The 19,458-nt window shown below is 34.1% G+C and carries 18 protein-coding genes; 14 read left to right on the top strand and 4 right to left on the bottom strand.

Features of this window, described 5'->3' with window-relative positions; genetic code table 11:
* The first annotated feature begins 54 nt into the window (after positions 1-54).
* From NSS81_RS02935 to NSS81_RS02925, 3 genes are read left to right on the top strand one after another with little or no spacing between them, the layout of a single operon-like run.
* Positions 55-2,382, top strand: a complete 2,328-nt coding sequence (locus NSS81_RS02935) for a YheC/YheD family protein (protein WP_342432067.1) — start codon at positions 55-57, stop codon at positions 2,380-2,382.
* Positions 2,348-3,697, top strand: coding sequence for a YheC/YheD family protein (locus NSS81_RS02930; protein ID WP_342432066.1), 1,350 nt, complete (start codon positions 2,348-2,350; stop codon positions 3,695-3,697). Before NSS81_RS02935 ends, NSS81_RS02930 begins: the two co-directional genes overlap by 35 nt.
* Positions 3,687-4,997, top strand: a complete 1,311-nt coding sequence (locus NSS81_RS02925) for a YheC/YheD family protein (RefSeq protein WP_342432065.1) — start codon at positions 3,687-3,689, stop codon at positions 4,995-4,997. Before NSS81_RS02930 ends, NSS81_RS02925 begins: the two co-directional genes overlap by 11 nt.
* Before the next feature lie 150 nt (positions 4,998-5,147).
* Here NSS81_RS02925 and NSS81_RS02920 read toward each other — a convergent pair whose 3' ends face one another.
* Positions 5,148-5,930 (bottom strand): glycosyltransferase family 8 protein, encoded by a 783-nt coding sequence (locus NSS81_RS02920; protein WP_342432064.1) that lies wholly within the window; start codon positions 5,928-5,930, stop codon positions 5,148-5,150.
* Positions 5,931-6,248: 318 nt separating this feature from the next.
* Between NSS81_RS02920 and NSS81_RS02915 the strand changes: the two genes are divergently transcribed.
* Positions 6,249-7,199 (top strand): glycosyltransferase, encoded by a 951-nt coding sequence (locus tag NSS81_RS02915; protein ID WP_342432063.1) that lies wholly within the window; start codon positions 6,249-6,251, stop codon positions 7,197-7,199.
* A gap of 155 nt (positions 7,200-7,354) precedes the next feature.
* Here the strand turns inward: NSS81_RS02915 and NSS81_RS02910 are convergent, their stop codons facing one another.
* Complete coding sequence (locus NSS81_RS02910) at positions 7,355-8,059, bottom strand: glycosyltransferase (protein WP_342432062.1); 705 nt, start codon at positions 8,057-8,059, stop codon at positions 7,355-7,357.
* A 229-nt stretch (positions 8,060-8,288) separates the two neighbouring features.
* On the opposite strand from NSS81_RS02910, the gene NSS81_RS02905 reads away from it, so the two are divergent.
* The 8 genes from NSS81_RS02905 (at position 8,289) to NSS81_RS02870 (ending at position 17,061) form a co-directional block, all read left to right on the top strand.
* A complete protein-coding gene (locus tag NSS81_RS02905; RefSeq protein ID WP_342432061.1) occupies positions 8,289-8,984 on the top strand; it encodes a putative nucleotide-diphospho-sugar transferase in 696 nt (231 codons plus the stop codon).
* A gap of 90 nt (positions 8,985-9,074) precedes the next feature.
* Positions 9,075-10,241 carry a hypothetical protein gene (locus NSS81_RS02900; RefSeq protein WP_342432060.1) on the top strand — a complete coding sequence of 389 codons (1,167 nt, stop codon included), beginning with the start codon at positions 9,075-9,077 and terminating at the stop codon, positions 10,239-10,241.
* A gap of 407 nt (positions 10,242-10,648) precedes the next feature.
* Positions 10,649-11,104: a hypothetical protein gene (locus NSS81_RS02895; protein ID WP_342432059.1), complete on the top strand. Its 456-nt coding sequence runs from the start codon at positions 10,649-10,651 to the stop codon at positions 11,102-11,104.
* A gap of 68 nt (positions 11,105-11,172) precedes the next feature.
* Positions 11,173-12,030 carry an ATP-grasp fold amidoligase family protein gene (locus tag NSS81_RS02890; RefSeq protein ID WP_342432058.1) on the top strand — a complete coding sequence of 286 codons (858 nt, stop codon included), beginning with the start codon at positions 11,173-11,175 and terminating at the stop codon, positions 12,028-12,030.
* Between the two features lie 180 nt (positions 12,031-12,210).
* Positions 12,211-13,521 carry a YheC/YheD family protein gene (locus NSS81_RS02885; RefSeq protein ID WP_342432057.1) on the top strand — a complete coding sequence of 437 codons (1,311 nt, stop codon included), beginning with the start codon at positions 12,211-12,213 and terminating at the stop codon, positions 13,519-13,521.
* A gap of 20 nt (positions 13,522-13,541) precedes the next feature.
* Positions 13,542-14,615, top strand: a complete 1,074-nt coding sequence (locus tag NSS81_RS02880; RefSeq protein WP_342432056.1) for a YheC/YheD family protein — start codon at positions 13,542-13,544, stop codon at positions 14,613-14,615.
* Positions 14,616-14,625: 10 nt separating this feature from the next.
* Entirely contained in the window at positions 14,626-16,011 is a 1,386-nt protein-coding gene (gene murF, locus NSS81_RS02875; RefSeq protein ID WP_342432055.1) for a UDP-N-acetylmuramoyl-tripeptide--D-alanyl-D-alanine ligase, read from the top strand.
* A gap of 3 nt (positions 16,012-16,014) precedes the next feature.
* Positions 16,015-17,061 carry a YheC/YheD family protein gene (locus tag NSS81_RS02870; protein ID WP_342432054.1) on the top strand — a complete coding sequence of 349 codons (1,047 nt, stop codon included), beginning with the start codon at positions 16,015-16,017 and terminating at the stop codon, positions 17,059-17,061.
* A 399-nt stretch (positions 17,062-17,460) separates the two neighbouring features.
* Here the strand turns inward: NSS81_RS02870 and sspL are convergent, their stop codons facing one another.
* Positions 17,461-17,604 carry a small, acid-soluble spore protein L gene (sspL, locus tag NSS81_RS02865; protein WP_342432053.1) on the bottom strand — a complete coding sequence of 48 codons (144 nt, stop codon included), beginning with the start codon at positions 17,602-17,604 and terminating at the stop codon, positions 17,461-17,463.
* Between the two features lie 83 nt (positions 17,605-17,687).
* On the opposite strand from sspL, the gene NSS81_RS02860 reads away from it, so the two are divergent.
* Together NSS81_RS02860 and NSS81_RS02855 are read left to right on the top strand one after the other, a co-directional pair.
* Positions 17,688-18,194 carry a divergent PAP2 family protein gene (locus tag NSS81_RS02860; protein ID WP_342432052.1) on the top strand — a complete coding sequence of 169 codons (507 nt, stop codon included), beginning with the start codon at positions 17,688-17,690 and terminating at the stop codon, positions 18,192-18,194.
* A gap of 25 nt (positions 18,195-18,219) precedes the next feature.
* Positions 18,220-18,489, top strand: a complete 270-nt coding sequence (locus NSS81_RS02855; protein WP_342432051.1) for a DUF6123 family protein — start codon at positions 18,220-18,222, stop codon at positions 18,487-18,489.
* 39 nt (positions 18,490-18,528) lie between these two features.
* On the opposite strand, the gene NSS81_RS02850 is transcribed toward NSS81_RS02855, so the two are convergent.
* Positions 18,529-19,452, bottom strand: a complete 924-nt coding sequence (locus NSS81_RS02850; protein WP_342432050.1) for a DMT family transporter — start codon at positions 19,450-19,452, stop codon at positions 18,529-18,531.
* Positions 19,453-19,458: the final 6 nt, after the last annotated feature.

Below are 19,458 nucleotides of genomic sequence, written 5' to 3'. Positions count from 1 at the left end.
AATTATGGTAAAGGTCCTAATTACCTATTTGTATTAGGAGGTGGAGGTACGAGGATGAATACGGTTGGTGTACTGCTTTCTAAAAGAGAATGGAGTAAGCTGCTTAGCCAAAAAAACAAAAAGGACGAAATTTGGCAAATTTATGCTAAGAAGGGCAAAGAGTTAAGCCTAAAAATTCAATTCTTTTCACTTATTGATATTTCTCTCGAGAGTTTAAAAACGCAAGCAATTGAACTTCAGAATAATTCAACGATAAAAAAGGATATAATTGACATCCCATCGATTATTTATAACCCAACAATCTTTTATAAAAAAAAGAATATCAAAAAATTAAGGGAACTTTCTAACCACCCAAAATTTCAAGTCCTTAATGAGCACCATATAATAAAGAAAAAAGATTTAAGTGCATTATTAGATTCATATTCTGATATAAAAATAGACTTTGAGGAAGAAATCGACCCTAATAATACTTTGTTAACTTTTTATGTATTAGGTCAAAAAAAATTAAATAACAAATGGAAATCCCCGATTATGTACGCAAAAGATTCTAATCAAAAATTATTCACCCTAGAGGATGCCTCAAAGTTAGTAGCAAACCAATCATTTGAAGAGAACATAAAGGACGAACTAAGGGATCTAAGCCAAAAGGTTTTAGATATCATTCAATTTTATTACCCTGGAATTTTCGAGATTGGCATTGTCTTTTCATTAAATAAAAATGGTTTCTATTCTTTAAGTTCAACATGTTCAATAAATACAATTATTAAAGACATTTTTGACTGGAACACTCATATGTGTGAGAAAATATGTAAATTTCCATTCAAGGTAGCGAAGGAAATACTTCAACAAAAGAATTCTCAAGATGAACCCAGCTTTGGAAATAGCCAGGAATATCCAACTAAAACAACTGAACTTTTATCAAGTTCAGAATCTGAAAAGAACACAACAATGCCTTCAAGCGAGGATGATACTAATTACTGGATCAAATTAAAAGAGTATCAGGACGATGAAATGTGCCTCAAATTTCCAATTCATCTGTCAAGTCTAACGAACAGCACACCAACCTTACTCCAGTTTGGCATTAAAGAACAACCATGTAAAATAGACTTAATAGAAGAGGATATTTTATTAAAAGGGAATTCATTTACTGATCCTATAGAAGTACTTATCTCTAATACGCTTGTTAAAAAGATGCATATCCCAATGGACTTGACTTATCAATTAAAGATTTCAAAAGATAAAGCAATAATCGGTCCATCTATTGGTTTGTTGCTGGGGGAAAAAAATCAGTTGTACAATCCAACATATATGGAAAAGTACTCTGACCGTTTCAGGGAGTATGAAAAATTTGGCGGATTAGTTTTTGCCTTTTCCACTCGTTCCATCGACTGGGAGGAAAAGATCGCCTATGGAATGCTGTATGATCCAACTGAAAAAAAGTGGAAATATGATTCTGCACCGATTCCAGCTACCTTGTACCGAAGAAATTTCCATCAGAATCTTGAAAGGATTAACCAACTAATTGAATTAACAAATAATAATTTATTCAATTCCCATTACTTTAAGAAATCTGATCTTATCTTATTAAAAGATGAAAAGGAGATCCGTTACCATATCCCCTCCACTCATCTTTTGAAAAAAATGGACGATTTAATTGAATTTATACAGGATAGGGAAAAGATTATTTTAAAGCCCGTTAGCCTATCACGCGGGCGAGGCATCTTTACACTGGAAAAAAATCAAAAACAAGAGGAAGGGTATATTCTATACGACCATCAAAATGAGTTCCTGCTCCGGCATCTGATTCCAGATGCCAAGGGATTAGAGGAAATGTTAAAGAAATTGAATATATTAAATAAGCAGTATTTGTATCAAACTTACATTCCGCTTCTAAAAATAAACAACCGCCCCTTAGATGTGAGGGTAGTTATGCAAAAATCTGATATTAAAAGCTGGAAATGCTCTGGAATCGAATGCAGAGTTGCAGGTGAAAATGAGGTGTTAACCAATATTGCAAGAGGCGGAGAAGCAATGACCTTGGAGGAAGTAATAATTGGATCAGGAATCAATCAATCATACGATAAAATTTATGAGAGTATTATAAATCTATGTCAGAAGTTCTGTTATTTAGTTGATATAAAAGACGAACACTATGCAGAATTTGGTTTAGATATCGGTCTTGATCAAGAGGGGTATCCATGGATTATCGAGGCAAATATTTTTCCGAGTTTTAAAGGCTTTAAAAAAATGGACTATGAAATGTACTTAAAAATACGCTCTCAGCCTCTCTTTTATGCTGTTCATTTACAAGGATTTAGCGTAAGTGAAAGTGAGGTGGGAAGTTCCAATGAAATATATTATAAAAACAATTTCTATTCCTAATCCAACAATATCCCTTCCTTTAGCCGTTTTAGAAAAATTAGAAATAAGTGAAAGGAATTCAATCATCATAAGTATTGGGGCAATTAAAGAAACGGTTACCTTAATGCATCATGATAATCGGGATCAATGTATTTATTTATCCAATGCTATCTATAAAAAATTTCTTCTCCCTGAATTTATCGATGCATATGAGATTAAGGTTGAAAATGAAATATTACAAATTGGCCCAGTCATTGGTATGTTGATTCGCGGCAAAATAGACGAATTGACTAAACAAAGAATTAAGATTTATAAAAATTATTTAATTGATTATAAGCATTTAAATGGACTAATCCTTCTTTTTACAACTGATGGAATTGATGTGAAAAATAAGCTTATCTATGGATATGCATTTAATCCGAAGGAACATGAATGGGAGGAGGGGATTTTTCCATTTCCTTCAGTTGTTTTTCTCAGAAGACCAATAAAAGAATCAATCCGAAAGAAATTATTTGGGTTAATTGGTAATAAATTCTTTAATTCTCATGTTTTTAATAAATGGGAAATGTGGGAATGGCTTTCTGATAATGAACAAATAAGGAAATATCTACCAGAGACCGTTCTGTGTGAAAATATTGAAAATGTCCAAAGATTAATAGATGCTCATAAAGAGACGTTTATTAAACCAATGGCTGGTATGCAGGGAGCTGGAATCTTTCAGCTTTCAAAGGTGGGTCAGGAGTTTAATTTATGCTATAGAGTAAAAGGAAAAAATATAATAACAGTGTTTGATACTTGGGAAGCTGTAGAATATTACCTTAGGTCAGAAATAAGCCTAAAAAACTATATTGTTCAACAACGAATACCATTATTGACAAAAGAAAATAGGGTGATGGATGTTCGGGTGATTGTTGGTAAAAATCACAATGGCGATTGGATTGTTCCAGGGATGATAACAAAGTTTGGTGATAAAGATAGTATTGTGAGCAATATATCAAGTGGCGGATCAGCACAAAAGGTATGGAAGTCCCTTTGTGAAACATTTCAGGATGATTATAAGAAAGCCTTTAAGAAGTATATGGAAATTGAAGGGTTGGCTCTTACATGTTGTAAAGTATTAGAGGGTAGAGGTCTACATCTGGGGTATATTGGTATTGATATTGGAATGGATGAAAACCATAACCTTTGGCTGATTGAGATCAATAATAGAAGTCCAGATATGACCATTGCCTTGGATGCAGATGATTTCCAGCTATATTATAAAATTAAATCGGCCCCATTACATTATGCTAAATGGTTATCTAGTTTTGGAGGTGAACGACGGGGTGGTTTATGAAATAGTTTCTAATAAATTATCAAGTAACACTTTATCTATTCCAATTGCACTAGCTGCTTCCTTAGGGATCGAAAGCAAGAAAACCATTACCTTATCGTTTGGAAAGAGAAGGTTACCGATTGCAATTACCTGTTTACAGTCAATCAATAAAAATAATATTCTAGTCAGCGAGGATGTTATTACGAAGCTTTTAATAGATACGAAAGTAAAGTATGAACTCTTATTTTCAAACAATGAATTAATCATAGGACCTGTGATTGGTTTATTATTGGGGAAATCGGAAAAAAGACTGGAAAAATATTTAAATAATTATTTAATTTATACAATGTTATACGAACAAATAAATGGTGTTCTATTTGTCTTTTGTGAAGAGCAGATTGATTTTACAAACGAAATAATTACAGGATATCTATACGATCCTTCATTACCTGATAACTGGAGAAAATGTGAATTTCCTTTTCCAGGTGCAATTTTCAGAAGGGTAGAACTATCCCAAAAAACTCTAAACGGTCTAAAAGAAAAAATGGGTGAGGGTTTTTTTAATTCCCAATATTTTGATAAATGGCAATTTTGGAATTGGCTTTCGCCCTTTGATGAACTTAAAGAACACCTTGCTGAAACGACCAATAAAGTGACTTTAGCAAATGTTGAAAAATTTTTAGAGAAATATAATGGTGTTTATTTAAAACTCAAGGACGGGTCAAGAGGAAAGGGGATTTATTATATAGAGAAAGTTGAAAGTCAATATGTAATTATGAAAAATTATCAAGATGAAATTACAGAATTATCAAAAGATCAGATGATTAAGTTCCTTTCTAAACACTCCATATATTTGTTGCAACAGCCAATCCGGCTTCATACATTTGAGGACCGAAAGGTGGACTACAGGGTAATTCTGCAAAAAAATGAAACTGGTCATTGGCAATGCACCGGGATTATTGCAAGATTTGGAAATACCAATGCGATTTCCTCAAATTTCAAAGCAAATGGCTTTGCATTGGAAGGAACGTCAGCATTAAAAACTCAATTTGGCTATGACGAGCTAACAGCATTTAAGAAATACCAAGAAATAATAAGAATTTGTACAGATATGGCCTGTAAAGTGGATGAAATCGCGGGATCCTATGGAGATTTAGGCATTGATGTTGGCATTGACGAAGACGATAAAATTTGGGTTATTGAAATGAATAAGAGACCAGACCATGATTTCCCGTTAATCATTAAAGATCGGAAAATGTATTATTTAGTTAAATCGAATCCTGTGTTATATGCTAAATATATAGCGATGAGAGGATATTGAATAATATATTGAAAAAGATAATAAAATTCAAAAAGGCCTCTGTGTGGGGGCCTTTTTGAATTCAAATAATAGTTAGCCTTTTAAATTGTCCTTTCCTTACTTTTTCTATTTTTGAAATACTGCTAAATTACTTTTTAGTAAATTGTTAGATTACTTGTCCCATTTTGTACTCTTTAAATATCTAAAATATTCATTTCTTAAAGGGTGCCTACTATGGTTCCAAGGCTTATTTTTTCCTGTGAAATGAATAATCGCAGGGTCTTTTAGGATTTTTCCTAGTCTAATTCTACCTGAAATATAGTTCCACTTAGGATGCAGCTTAAGCCAATTATTGAAAAGAATCGCATTCAATGCGTCTTGATCAATACTTCTAAGTTTTCTAGGATTATTTTTAGCATAATTGATTACTTGATTAGCCGTATTATTTTCCCTCCATTTTATGAGATTTATTAATAATACCCCTGAATTAAAATAACCAGCACTTAGGGGGATGGAAAGAATCCTTCTTCTATCCTTGCTGGCACATAAACCAACGTCCTGAACGGCAGCAAGAAAATAATTATCAATATCCACGTTCCATAGGTCGATAATATCCTGTCTAACGATAATATCACTATCTAGGTAGATGACCTTTTCAATGTGATCGTCTAATAATTCTGGCAGTAATAAGCGATAATATGCTTCCTTTTTAAAATAACTATATAATTTAAATCCTTTGAATCGACTTTCGCTAACCGGAAAAAACAGTACACTAGCAGGAAAAGATTCTAAAGAACTATTAACTTTTTTTTGATTTTCCTCAGATAGATTGCCTATGATATAAAAATGGATAAAACAATCAGTTTTATTATTTAATAGAATGGAATTAAACAGAATAGCAGTATGTTTTGCGTAATTGTCATTACTTACCGCGGCTATATGAATGTGATTCAAAAACTCATCTCCTCATTTTCATTTCCTATCTTACGAACCTCGAGTTCCCATAATTTAGCTGCATAAACAAATAGCATATCTTTCTTGTACTATAATATTCACAGAAATTTTTTTTGGTAAAGGTTATTGTCCTAACAATTATTATTTTGTATTCGAGGGTCGAAAGGTTGACTATAGGGTAATAGAGCCTGTTTTTTTACTGAAAAACACTCAGATTAAAAGGTTGGCCACACCTTTTTCTACTATCTGCATAGATTAACAGCAAAAAAGAAAAAACTTTTGAGTTGTAGATCAGGAAAATGGTGGTGGGAAAGTTAAGTGAAAATAGTCCAAATAGCTAAAAATGTTATCCCCGTGCCTCCAATTGGTTATGGAGGTACAGAGCGTGATATTCATTATTTAACGAATTGTTTGATTGACCGTGGACATGAAGTGATTGTTTTTGCTAAACAGGGATCTAAATGTAAAGGTAAATTGATTGAATATCCAAAGAGTTTAACTAATTTGTTGCCCTTTGTTCTAAAAAATCTTCCTGTAGATGCGGATGTAATAATTGATCATGCAGGGTTTGTAGCCAGGGAAAAACTCCCGATTCCAACTTTATGTTCGATTCATTCTGCTAATAAAATGAATGTACAATTTCCTGTTTATGTAAGTGAATATCTATTAGATCATAAGGGAAATGGGGAAGGCTACTTTGTTCATAATGGAATCGGTCTCGAGGATTATCCATATTTGGAGCAGAAGGGAAATTTCATACTATCACTTGGAAGAATAATTCCTTCAAAAGGGACCCATTTGGCGATAATGGCAGCAAAGGCTACCGGAGATTCATTACTTATCGCTGGGAATGTACCAAAAAAAGGGATTGGATATTTTAACAAGAAAGTTAAACCACACATAGATGGAACTCAAATAAAGTATGTTGGGGAAGTGGCTGGTGAGGAAAAAATGAGACTACTTTCTAAAGCAAAATGTGTCCTATTCCCTATTACGTGGGAGGAACCTTTTGGATTAGTTCCTATTGAAGCAATGGCTTGTGGTACCCCTGTTATTGCTTTTAGAAAAGGGGGAGTACGGGAAACAATGAAAGGTTTCCCAGAGCTAACTTGTAATAATGTAAATGAGATGGTAAATATCCTCCAACGAAATCAATTTCCTCCTCCAAAAAAATTAAGGGAATATGTCACTCAACATTTCTCTGCTGAAGTTATGACAGATAATTTTGAGAAGCTTATTGCTAAAGCCTTAATGGAATATAAAAAATAAATAATAACGAGAAGTTATTACCTAGATATCAGACAGAACAGATTAATTAGACGTTTGAAATCGGCCCATTAAAAATGTCAAATAAATAAACAAGCCCTAACCGAAAAGAGTTAGGGCTTGTTTATTTATTTGCTAAGAAAAAAAATGGTAAGGATCTACTCATTTCCAAATACTTTTGTTGCATATTGTTTATAGTTTTCCACTCTTCCAATTATTTTACTTTTTTGCCTTAATCTTAGATTTGATTGTTTAAAAGTATGGAAATTTCTGTTCCTTTTTCGTATATACACATAGTTATATCTGCTGGTTGTGTGAATTTTAATGTTCCTTCTTATACAAATACCTACAAACGCACTGTCTGTCCCTGCTCCTTTTCTAGAAGGGAATTTTATATTAGGGTAAATCTCCTTCTTGAAAATTAATGTCCCACCTTTTAGAGAACTTTTCCCAGCTTTATTCTCGGTACCAAGTCTCCGAATGGTTAATAGTTTTTGTCTTTCAAAATACATAAACGATTTTCCTTTACCAACTAACTGTGCATTTGTTGTTTTAAATATCTCCATAGCCTCTGTTAAATAGTAAGGAGAATAATAATCGTCGTCATCAAACTTGGCCACAATATCATATTGCGCTTTTTCTATTCCAAAGTTTAAACAATTTCCTAATGTCTGTTCCTGTGGAAGCTGATAGATTGTAACATTTTCATAATCTGCGGCTTTTTCCTTCCATTTTTCAATGTCCATTTTGTCATTATTAAGAATAATAATTAATTCTTTTTCCTTCCAATTTTGTCTAGAAAAGTTGTCGAATATATTATTCATCATATTAGTACGTATAGTACATGCAATTAATGAGACCATTGTGATCCCTCCTTTCACTCTTCTCTTTTACTATATGAGACAAGCAGAGAAAATGATTTTTAAAGACGAATAATTTTGAAAAATGGTCAAAAATCTATGGTGAAGTTGAAAATAAACCTAGTCAATGTATTTTCGACTGAATAGTATATAAAGACAATATTGAGTTTTTTCGAAAATAAAGAAATAAAAAAGGTTGTATAGTTGAAATTGTGTTAAAAGGAGTGATGAAATGATTCCTTCTTATGATTTATCACTAACTCCAAACAGTAATATGGTCATTTGCTGTCTGGCCACTGGTAAAAATCATGTGGCTGCATTAGAAATAATGAAACCCACAGTGGAGTATTATGGCAAGCTCCATGGAATCGATACTTTGTTTTTTAATAAAAAGCTTCTTCCAGGTGAAATGGCTAAAAAGCATAAAATATTTTTGTTATTTAACCTATTAAAATATTATGAAATTGTCATGTGGATGGATTCAGATACCATTATTGTTGACCCAAGAGATGATATCCGAAATGAATTAAATACTGACCATGTTGCTTATATGACAAGTTATCATAGAAGAAAACCGCTTTTTCCTAATTCAGGGGTTATCGTAGTGAAACGGGATCCAAAGACAATTGATATATTGGAGGCTGTCTGGAGACACAAGAAGAAACGATTTGATGAGTGGTGGGATCAACAAGCCTTCTTAAAGCTTCTTGGCTTTAAGAATAGAAATATAAGAATATTATCTTATAAAGGACCAACCAAATATACGCCATTAATTGGGAGTTTACATGTTAAATGGAATAGCAGGCCGAATCGGCATGATGTTGCCAAAAACCCAATCATCTTACATCATTGTGGGTTGAAATGGTGGAAGCGGCTGAAAAAAATGCGAACAAGCTATAAAATATTTTTGAGGAATATAGAAAAATAGTAAAAATCATGAATGTAAAAGGTTAAGATATACTCTACATTTTTGGATAACGGATTTTCACTAAAAACTCTTGAAGGGATGGTGAAATAAATGAAAAGAGGGACTACTATAAATAAGAAATCTAATCGCAAATGGAAAACGATTAAAAGAACGAACAAAATCTCCAGAAGGAAAGTAAAACAAACGGGAACAACAAAACTAATTGAAGGGATGCAGCCAAAAACTTTAGATTATTTGAAAAAAGATTATCTAGAAAAAGGTTTAGATAAAATACGGGATACTTTTGTTCTATATCGCATTATTGGTAATGACCTCTATCCACGTCATCAAAAAGGACAAACACTTAGAAACCTTCAATTTATTTTAGAACATGAATCTGTATTAGAAAATTGCGAGAAAAGATGGATCGTTAATCGAATAATTGATAAAGAGGTTGAGCAAGCCATTATTGCGTTATTAAAAAAGTTTCATCAGGAATTTATTCATATCCCTTTTCTTGAAGAAGATTACAAAAAAATTGGGTTAGATACGAGTTTCCTTCCTAATTCTAACTATTTGAAGAGTAATAAGTATACTTCTATGAATCAAGAAAGAAAAAAAAGGCTATTGGCTGCCATTTTTAGAAAAAAAAACAACTATGTAATGAACGTCAATGGCGCCCGAAACGCTGCATTACGTGATGGAAAGACTCGAGGAAAATGGATTTTACCCTGGGATGGGAATTGCTTTGTCACACAAACGGCTTGGAAGAAAATATATTTAGAGGTCATTTCAAAACCACATTTAAAGTATTTTGCTGTTCCGATGACCAGAGTTTTAGATAATACACAGCTATTAACTGATAACTTCATTCCAGTTCCAGTAGAAGAGCCACAATTAATTTTTAGATGGGACTCAAAAGAGGAATTTAATGAAGACTTTTGGTATGGACGTCGAGATAAAGTCGAGTTACTATGGCGGCTTGGAATCACTGGAGTATGGGATGATTGGACCTCTGATTTCTGGGACAGTAAACCGTTACCCAAATCTGTTGAGGCTGGTCAATATGGTGTTGCCGGATGGGTGGCTCGAATGTTTTCAGGAATGAAAACACTTGAAAAAAACTCCAAACAAAGGAATATCACACGATTCGAAGCCATTATTAAAACAATCCAATATTTAGATAAAAATGTAGTAAAGCATTCAAGTATGTCTGATGTTCTAGTAAATCAAATACTAAAAAAAAAAATGAAAAGGATCCTCAGAACGAACAAATAGAGGACCCTTCCTCTGATAATGTGAAACCTACCCTTTTAGATCAATTGGATCAGGTTGATGATTATTTTGAAGAGAATAGATTTGCGGAAAAAAACAAATCAAGTAAAGTAGAAGTCGCCTTTGCTATTTCGTTAAAAAGTAAAAAAACATCGCGAAATTGGTTTAGGGTTCAGAACAATTTAGCTAGTACACTTAGATCAATCCTACACAATACCGACCAAAATTATCGAATATTAATTGCAGGCCACAATAAACCAAGTATAGAGGAAATGGAAAATGCTCGCGTTACATGGCTACCTGTTCGGTTTCCCCCACCAACCAATAGTAGAAAATATAGCAGTGACAAATTTCGTAAACGTATAGTGATCGGGGCCTATTTACGGAAAATCGGGTTCTCAGGGTACTTTATGCCATTAGATGCAGATGATTGGATTCACTATAGATTTGTTGAATTTATTAGGTCCAACCCTATTTCAGATGCATTTGTCATAAACACGGGGTGTATGGCTAATTTGAAACATAAACAGATATGGGCAAGGGATCTCTTTTATACGAACTGTGGAAGCAGTGCGGTATTTTACTTTTCTAATAGAGATTTTCCACTTTCCTCTAGGAGGAGAGATGTGATGAAGACTAAATTTAAATGGGTGATTTTCCCACACGTTCGGGTTACAAAATATCTAAGAAATCAAAACTATAAAATGGTTAATTTCCCCCTTGTGACCTATGTTCTCGTACATGGGGACAACAATACTGTCATAAAAAGGAAAATAAAAAGTTCAATTTCTGCAAAAAGATATCATGCCATTTCTGAAAAGCTTGAGGGGTGGTTTTATGAATATTTTAAAATAGGGAGTAGTTAATAGAATCAATAATTCCTATGAAACTAATCAAATACTTTAAAAGTTAGGTTGGAGGTTGAAGAAATAGGATGAGAAAAAGGATCAAAAAATCAAGAAAGAATATCAAAATAGATAAGAGTAATAGGTTGAAAGTTGAATTTAAACGCAGGCATGGGTATGACTTAAATTTAGCCAGTCCTAGAACCTTTTCTGAAAAAATTCAATGGATAAAGATATTTGGAAATCTTGAGCGATTTTCTAAGTATGTGGATAAATATGAAGTGCGTCAATATGTGAAAGAGAAGGTCGGTGAACAGTACCTTATCCCTCTTATTGGAGTTTATGATAAGGTAGATCAAATTAAAGTGGATAGTTTGCCCGATTCATTTGCATTAAAACCCACACACGCATCAGGGTGGAATTTAATCGTAAATGACAAAACAAAATTTAATTGGAATAATAAGAAGAATCAAGTGAGAAAATGGCTTAATACCAGTTATTTTCGAAAAACGGGAGAATCTAATTATCGCGATATAAAACCAAGAGTAGTAATCGAAGAATTAATAAAAGATCCAACAGGAGATTTGAAGGATTATAGAATTTTTTGTTTCCATGGTGAACCTAAATTTATAGAAGTGGACGGGTATAGTTTTAAAGATTTTAAACGTGATATATATGATTTGAATTGGGATAAGCTTCCTGTTCAGCATTATTATCCTAACTTTAATGAACTGGTCATCAAACCTTCACGTTTAAATGAATTACTTACTATAGCGCAGAAACTTTCTGCTGAATTTGCCTTTGTACGAGTCGATCTTTACTATACCAACGATAAGATATTTTTTGGTGAATTAACCTTTACCCCTGAAAATGGCCTTAAACCATTTATACCAAAAGAGTATGATGAATTATTTGGTCAGTATCTTGAATTAAAGCGATATGTATAATGTGGTAATTTGCGTTTGAAAAAATATTTCTTAAAAAGGGAACTTTTGAAAACAGAATCAACTGTTATTCATAAGTTCTTTTTTTATCCGTATAGGTCAACTGCCGTTTCATTGGATTTCTTCTGAGCATGTAATAATACATAGACTTTTTTAGGTTTCATTTAGGCGGAGGTAAATCCCATGGTTTTTATAAGATATCAACAGAAACAAGATACAATCGATATTTCCATGAAACTGTTAGAACAATACAGTATTGTTTCTCAAAGAATTATTTTAAAAATTGGTGGATTCTCTAGGGAGCTGGTCGTAAATATTAATGAAGAAATGCCAGACGACACAATAGGTATTCCGCGAATGTCAAATGAACTCGCGATACCAGAGGATATTCCTTATGAATTGATCATTAACGGGCGAGTACTATCTTTAGGTCCAGTTATTGCTTTTGTTGCCTACTTAAATCCCAGTGAATTAACCCCAAAAAGATTAGATCGGCTAAAAGGTCGCTTTTCTGAGTATCAAAGCATTAAGGGACTAATTTATGTTTGTGCTGCAAGAGGAATTAATATCGAAAAAAAACAAATTGAAGGATATTATTTTAATCCACAAGGAGAAATTTCAACCACACGTTGGATTTATGGAGTTTTCCCTTATCCAGATGTAGTTTATAAACGGCACCCCATCGATACAGTAAGATATAATGATCTAATTTCACAAATTGGTGACAGGGTCATTAACTCTTACTATTTTTGTAAAGGAGAACTGCCAGAATATGCTTCAAGGAATAAAAATTTGAAAGAACTATTTCCTGAAACTAAAGAGTTAACAGAGGTCGAACAACTTGATCAGATGTTACGAAAGCATCAGACCGTCTATTTAAAACCTCCTAAAGGTGAAGGAGGAAGAGGGATTTTAAATGTAACAATGGACGGTCAGGGAAATTATGTCTTTGTTAATCAAAACGATATAAAAACGAATATAGGAGAACAAGCTGATTTAATCCTGTTATTGGAGAAGTATATTCGTCGGAATTACATTATCCAACAAGGTGTATCAACAACAATTGGTGATAGAAATGTTGACTTTAGAGTATATACGCAAAAAAATGGGTTAAAACAGTGGGAATGTCAAGGCATGATCGGCAGAGTGGCAAAGAAAAACAAAATTGTTACCAATTTAAAATATGTAGAAAAACTTTTGTCTGGTAATGAAGCAATAAAGTATTTGTTTGGAATCAATCATCAAGAGGCTTCACAGCTTCAAGCGAAAATCTATGACAAATGTAAAACGGTTTGTAAGGAATTAGATAAATGTGTAGGAAATTACGGGGATGTAGCAATTGATTGTATTGTTGACCAAAATTATAATGTTTGGATTTTAGAAGTTAATAAATTGTACGGCTATGATAGCCTGGCAAAAGTGAAGAATTATAACTTAAGGAGACTTTTATTTGTAACACCTTTCCGTTATGCGAAAGCTTTAGCCGGATTTTAGTAAAAAAGGAGATTAGGAATATGAATACTCCAACCGTTGGAATATTAGTAGATGGGTTGATATATAGTGGAATTAAGACTAACAGGTCTTATTTTGAGCATATCAGTTTTTATGAAGAAGCCTGTGTGCAATTTGGACTGAGTCCTTGCTTTTTTCGATTAAAAGATATTAAGTCTGAAACCGAACAAATTAATGCGTTAGTAAAAGGTAACAAGGGAAAATATGAATTGAAAAATATCACCATACCAAAAATTATTCATAATCGGGGCCTTTTTTTTAGGAATGAATCAAAGTTAAAAATAAAGGACCTGCAAAAAACGGGGGTTATTATTTTTAATGATTGGAACCGTTATGGAAAATGGGATGTTCATGATATTTTAATGAAAAATGAAGAATTGCAGCCCCATTTGCCTGAAACGAAACGAGCAAGTTCGGTGAATTTTATAGAAATGATGGAGAAGCATAAAGAGCTAATCATAAAGCCGAATAGTGGAAGTCTAGGCGGCGGGGTCCTTATGGTCGAAAAAATGGATAGTGAGCTTTGGGAAGTTTGTTCCAACCAGAAGAGAGAAGCTTTTGTTAACGACGATTGGCCTGAAATTATTCGTAAAAAGGTTTTAAATAAACATTACATCATTCAGGAACGAATTCCGCTTGCTGAGTATCAGGGAAGCCCCTTCGATTTACGTGTTTCCGTCCAAAAAAATGGATTAGGAGAATGGCAGGTAACGGGTGTGGTTGGTAAGGTTGCTAAAATAGGAAATTACGTAACCAATGTTGCAAAAGGTGGTACCTGTAAAACGCTTACTGAACTATTAAGCGATTTCTCTAACTTAGACTTTAACGAAGTCTACCAATCTATTGAAGACTTTTCAATTAAAGCTGTAACTGAATTAAATAAATATTTCCCTAATCTTGCAGATGTTGGGCTGGATATTGGTTTAACTACTGAGGGTTTTCCCATGTTTATTGAATGTAATGGACGAGATCTTAGAATAACATTTGGAAAAGCTAAAATGAATGAAGTTTGGAAAGCAACCTACACAACACCAATCAGTTATGCGCGGTACCTTTTTGATTCCAAGATTGAATAGGGGTAAGTATATGAAGACTCTTAGGCTTTCAGATATACTTGAAGTGATAAATGGCCAAATGATTCAAGGAAACGCTGAAGTTGAAATTCGCAAAGTTGCAAAATTGGTGAAAAACATCAGTGAATATTCTGTTTACTTTCATATTAGTAAAAAGTGTATAAGTCCTGATTCCTTACTGGGAAAAAAGAATTATACAATTGTAACTGAAAATAAAGATATTCTTACAATGGTTGATAAATCGGTTACTGTAATTTTGGTTTCAGATGGAAAGGAATCATACAACCAATTCATCGAATATTATCGAAGCATTTTTTCTATTCCCGTGATTGGAGTAACAGGAACATGTGGAAAAACAACCACTAAGGATATGATTAAGCATATTTTAAAGCAATTTTTACAAGTACATTCCACTCTTCTTAGTCAAAATGGTCTTCATTTAAATCTACACTATTTAATGGGAATAAATGAACAAACAGAAGCGGCCATCTTTGAAATGGGGGTTGCCTACCCAGGAAATATTAGGGTAAGCGGTAAATATTTCAAACCAACGATCGGTATCATTACAAACATTGGTGAAGCGCATTTAGAAGGATGCAAAACGTTAGAAAAATATATCAGTGCAAAGGGAGAAATGTTAGAAGTCCTTTCGGAAAAAGGAACTTTAATTATTAATGCAGATGATAAAAATATAAGAAGATTACCAATCGGTTTATTTAAAGGATGTATACTTTCATTCGGTCAGGATCAGAGTGCTGATTTTAGAGCAGCTAATATTCGATATGAAGACGACCGGATGGTATACACAATAAATGTTAATAACAATCAACATGAAGTGGTTATTCCAGGACATGGCGAGCACAATGTTTATAATAGTTTAGCGGCCATCGTAGCAGCAAGTTTAATAGGTATTTCAATCGAAGATGCAATCAATAGACTGAAGTCGTTTAAAACAATGGAGCGTCATGTGAAACGGTATAGCCCAAAAGGAATAACAGTTATTGACGATACATGGAGCTGTAATCCTAGTTCCGTCGTGTCAGCCCTAGAAGTTCTTAAAAAAATTTCTAATGGTAAAAAAGAGGTTCTCGTTCTAGGGAAAATGCAACGTCTGGGAACACAATTAAACAATCAGCACCTTAAAATGGGGGAAACGATTGTGGACTATGGTGAAGTAGATTATTTAATTACCATTGGTCCCTCTGCAAAGCTAACAGGTGAAAAAGCTATTAGTTTAGGAATGGATCCAAGCAAGGTTCATTCTGTTGAAAATGCCGTCCAATTAGAATCTAAATTGGCTGAAATTCGTACGGAAGATATGGTGATACTGTTTAAAATGTCACTTGGAAAAATGGAGCCTGCCTTTCGAAAGGTTGTAGAAAAATATAGATTTTCTTAAAATGTGATTCATAACTTGAGTCTTTTCAAGGATGTGATGGATTTGCAAGGTATCGGTTTGCTCCACCTCCGGAAAAATCCTGCAGATGTAAAAAAGGCGTATCCCTTTGCAGCTGTTGCGAAAATGGAGGGAATACACTTTTTTTATTTTTCATTTAATAATGTGGACTTTGAAAACATGAAGATTAATGGCTGGATATATGAGGAAGGAAATTGGATTCAAAAACAAGTAGATTTTCCTGCTGTTGTGATAAACAGCTGCAATCCCAAAACGGAGAACCAGACAAAAATTTTAAGAAGGTTAAAAAAACATACGATTTTAACAAGTTTTCCTGTTGGGAACAAAATGAAGGTATATAAAAAAGTTAAAAAAGCAAAAGTGTTTGCCTCTTATCTAATCCCTTCTACTACACTACTCAAGTCAGAAGAACTTATTTCATTTCTAAAAAATCAGTCCAGAGCGGTAATAAAACCTTTATCTGGAAATCATGGAAAAAAGGTGTTTTTTATTGAGAAAACAGAGGAGCAATATAAAATAACTGAAGGATTCAACATCATGTACTTTAAAGAAAAAGAACTTAATAGATATTTTCGGCCAATTATTAAGGTGCAAAAATTTTTGTTGCAGCCTTTCATTGAATGTAAGACGAAAAATGGTTTAACATATGATTTTCGTTTACATGTTCAAAAAAATGGCATAGGGAAGTGGGAAATCACCTTAATTTATCCTCGAATAAGCGGAAACATGAAAATGATCAGTAATATAAGCAGTGGAGGCTACCGAGGGGAATTAGACTCCTTTTTAAAAGATGAATTTCAGGATGATTGGAGAAAGGTAAAGGAAAGTCTTGAGGAATTTTCTTTAACCTTTTCTGCTCATTTTGATACTTTATATGAACATTCCTTTGACGAGCTTGGTATAGACGTAGCTATTGATGCAAACCAAAGACTGTGGTTATTTGAAGTAAATTGGAGACCTGGTTCAAAAAACAGGGAATTTGACGTTGCGAAACGCCTTATTCCTTATTGTAAGTATCTAATAAATGAATGAGTGTACCGCAATATAATCAAAGTGAGTCATTGGCTGTCCCTGTTCACCAGGGACAGCCTTTTCCATGCTATTTGGAATGTAATATTTTTCAATTTATTGTTAATACCTTGGAAATAGTTTTCTGAATCCAGCTTCACAAGAGTAGGCTTCGGGAGCGAAGCATCGCACGAAAGAAAAGCAATAGCTTTTCTGAGGAGCGCCCAGCGACTAGTGTACTTCGCTCATCTCCCTACGATAAGTCAACATCGAATCGCTAACGCTCTTGAGTGTTTCCTTTTATCTCAGTCGAAGCGCTCCACAAGGGAGGCTTCGGCAGCATAATCATCGCACGAAGAAAAAGCGTTAGCTTTTTCGAGGAGTCCATACGTCGCTAAACGGGGTGCTTCCGCCTTTTGTTTTTTATTTTGTATTTTTCTTCTTAGCTGCATTTTCTAGTTTGCTTTTTGGCTCTTCAGCGAACTCGGCATCTTGTCCATATCCTTGTGGAGTCACACTAGGAGCCTTCGTGCCGCGATTGGTTTGACGATATTTATTTTCTCCCATCTTCTTCACCTCCCACTTTTTTAGTATTTCCAGCGGGAATAATAAAACTCAACTTTCTAAACAATAAGGGGAGAGGTGATGAAATGAATAAAGGTGTTTATTTGGCGCTATCAAGCATTTGCTTAGCACAAGGATTAAAAATCCCGATTCATTATTATAAAAAGAAAGAATGGCGACCTGAGTTATTTTTTCAAACAGGCGGGATGCCGAGCTCCCATTCTGCAGGAGTGTCAACTTTAACAACATATATTGCCTTACAAAGGGGATTACCGACTTTTGATTTTGCTTTATCACTTGTTTATGGATTAATCGTCATGTATGATGCACAAGGGATCAGGAGGCAAACAGGAGAACTCACCCTAAAAGTCAATTCCATGAATGAATTAATTGATAAAATCCATAAGGATGAAACGGTCAAATTTGAACAAGAAGCTCCCAAAAAATTAAAGGAAATGCTGGGACATCAGCCAGAAGAAGTCATTGGTGGAGCGCTGCTAGGGGCTACTATTGGAATGATTGGCCATCTTTGCACAGAAAGGAGTAGAAAATTGTCGAATTTTAGCGTAAGATTTGATAGAGGTTGGTTATAAGTGGTTGGGAGAGGTGAATAATTTAGTGCGTACAGTTGATCAGTACTTGAACTACTTGGAAGAAAAAGGATTTAAATTCCAAGATGATGCAATTGGCTTTATTTACTTCGGTAAACATTCCACGAATGCTTCTGATGTTTTGACGACAACTGCAATAGAGCTTACATTAAAAGTACAAAAAAGCTTTGATGGCAGTTTTTATATGTCATTGTTAGAGACATTAAAAACAAACCAAATAAGAACACGAAGTGGTGCCATTAAGTTCGCAAAGCAAAGAGATTTCTTTGCGGTATAGGCAAAAAGATACTCCCTTTCATCGAAAAGGGAGTATTTTTTATCCTGGATAACCCTCATTTTTTTTACGTAAAAAAGGGACTTTGTTCCTTGGCAGCTCTGCGAAAATCATTCCTGCTAATATTAGCATACACCCGAATAAGGCACTATAGGATAAACGCTCTGCGGCCCAGTAATATCCCGCGATTGCAGCAAATACCGGTTCCATCGCAAAAATTAACGCAACTCTAGTTGCTGTGGTGTACTTCTGAAAATAAGTTTGGATTAAAAAGGCCAATGCTGTAGCAAACAAACTCGTGATGACTAAAGCAATGATGACATCCCTTGAAAGCAAAATTTCCAGACTAACTAATCTTCGCCAATCCTCAAAGATAAGAGATGAGAGGATAGAAAGAATGGAAACGGTAGAAATCTGGATGATTGTTAATAATAATGTCGGGTATTTGCTTGAATATTTACCTGTGAAAATAATATGTAAAGCAAAGGCAATCGCACAGATAAACACAAATCCATCCCCAATATTTAATGAAGAAACATCCGTCATTGTAAGGAAAAATAGTCCAATGGTAGCTGTTAATACGCCGATAACAGCATTCCTAGTAGGGAATTGCTTTAATAATATCATCGAAAACAGCGGTACTAAGACAACACTTAAACCGGTAATAAATCCAGCTTTGGAGGTAGTGGTATATAATAGTCCGATGGTTTGAGTCGCATATCCGAGAAAAAGCCAAAATCCGATAAAGGCACCGGATAAAACCATCCTAATATTTAGTAGTTTCAGCTGTTCTTTTTTAAAAATGATAAGATAGAGCAAAAGCATGAGTGCGGCAGCAAGGAAGCGGACCCCATTAAAGGAAAAAGGTTCGAGCAGCCCAATCGCATTTTGCACAAGGACAAAGGTGGTACCCCATATAAATGTAACAAAAAGTAGGCTAGTGTCAGCTAACAAAGGCTTTTTCATGATATT

It is taken from the genome of Neobacillus sp. FSL H8-0543, from assembly GCF_038592905.1.
Classification (GTDB): Bacteria; Bacillota; Bacilli; order Bacillales; family Cytobacillaceae; genus Neobacillus.
This window is presented reverse-complemented; position numbering and strand designations above follow the sequence as displayed.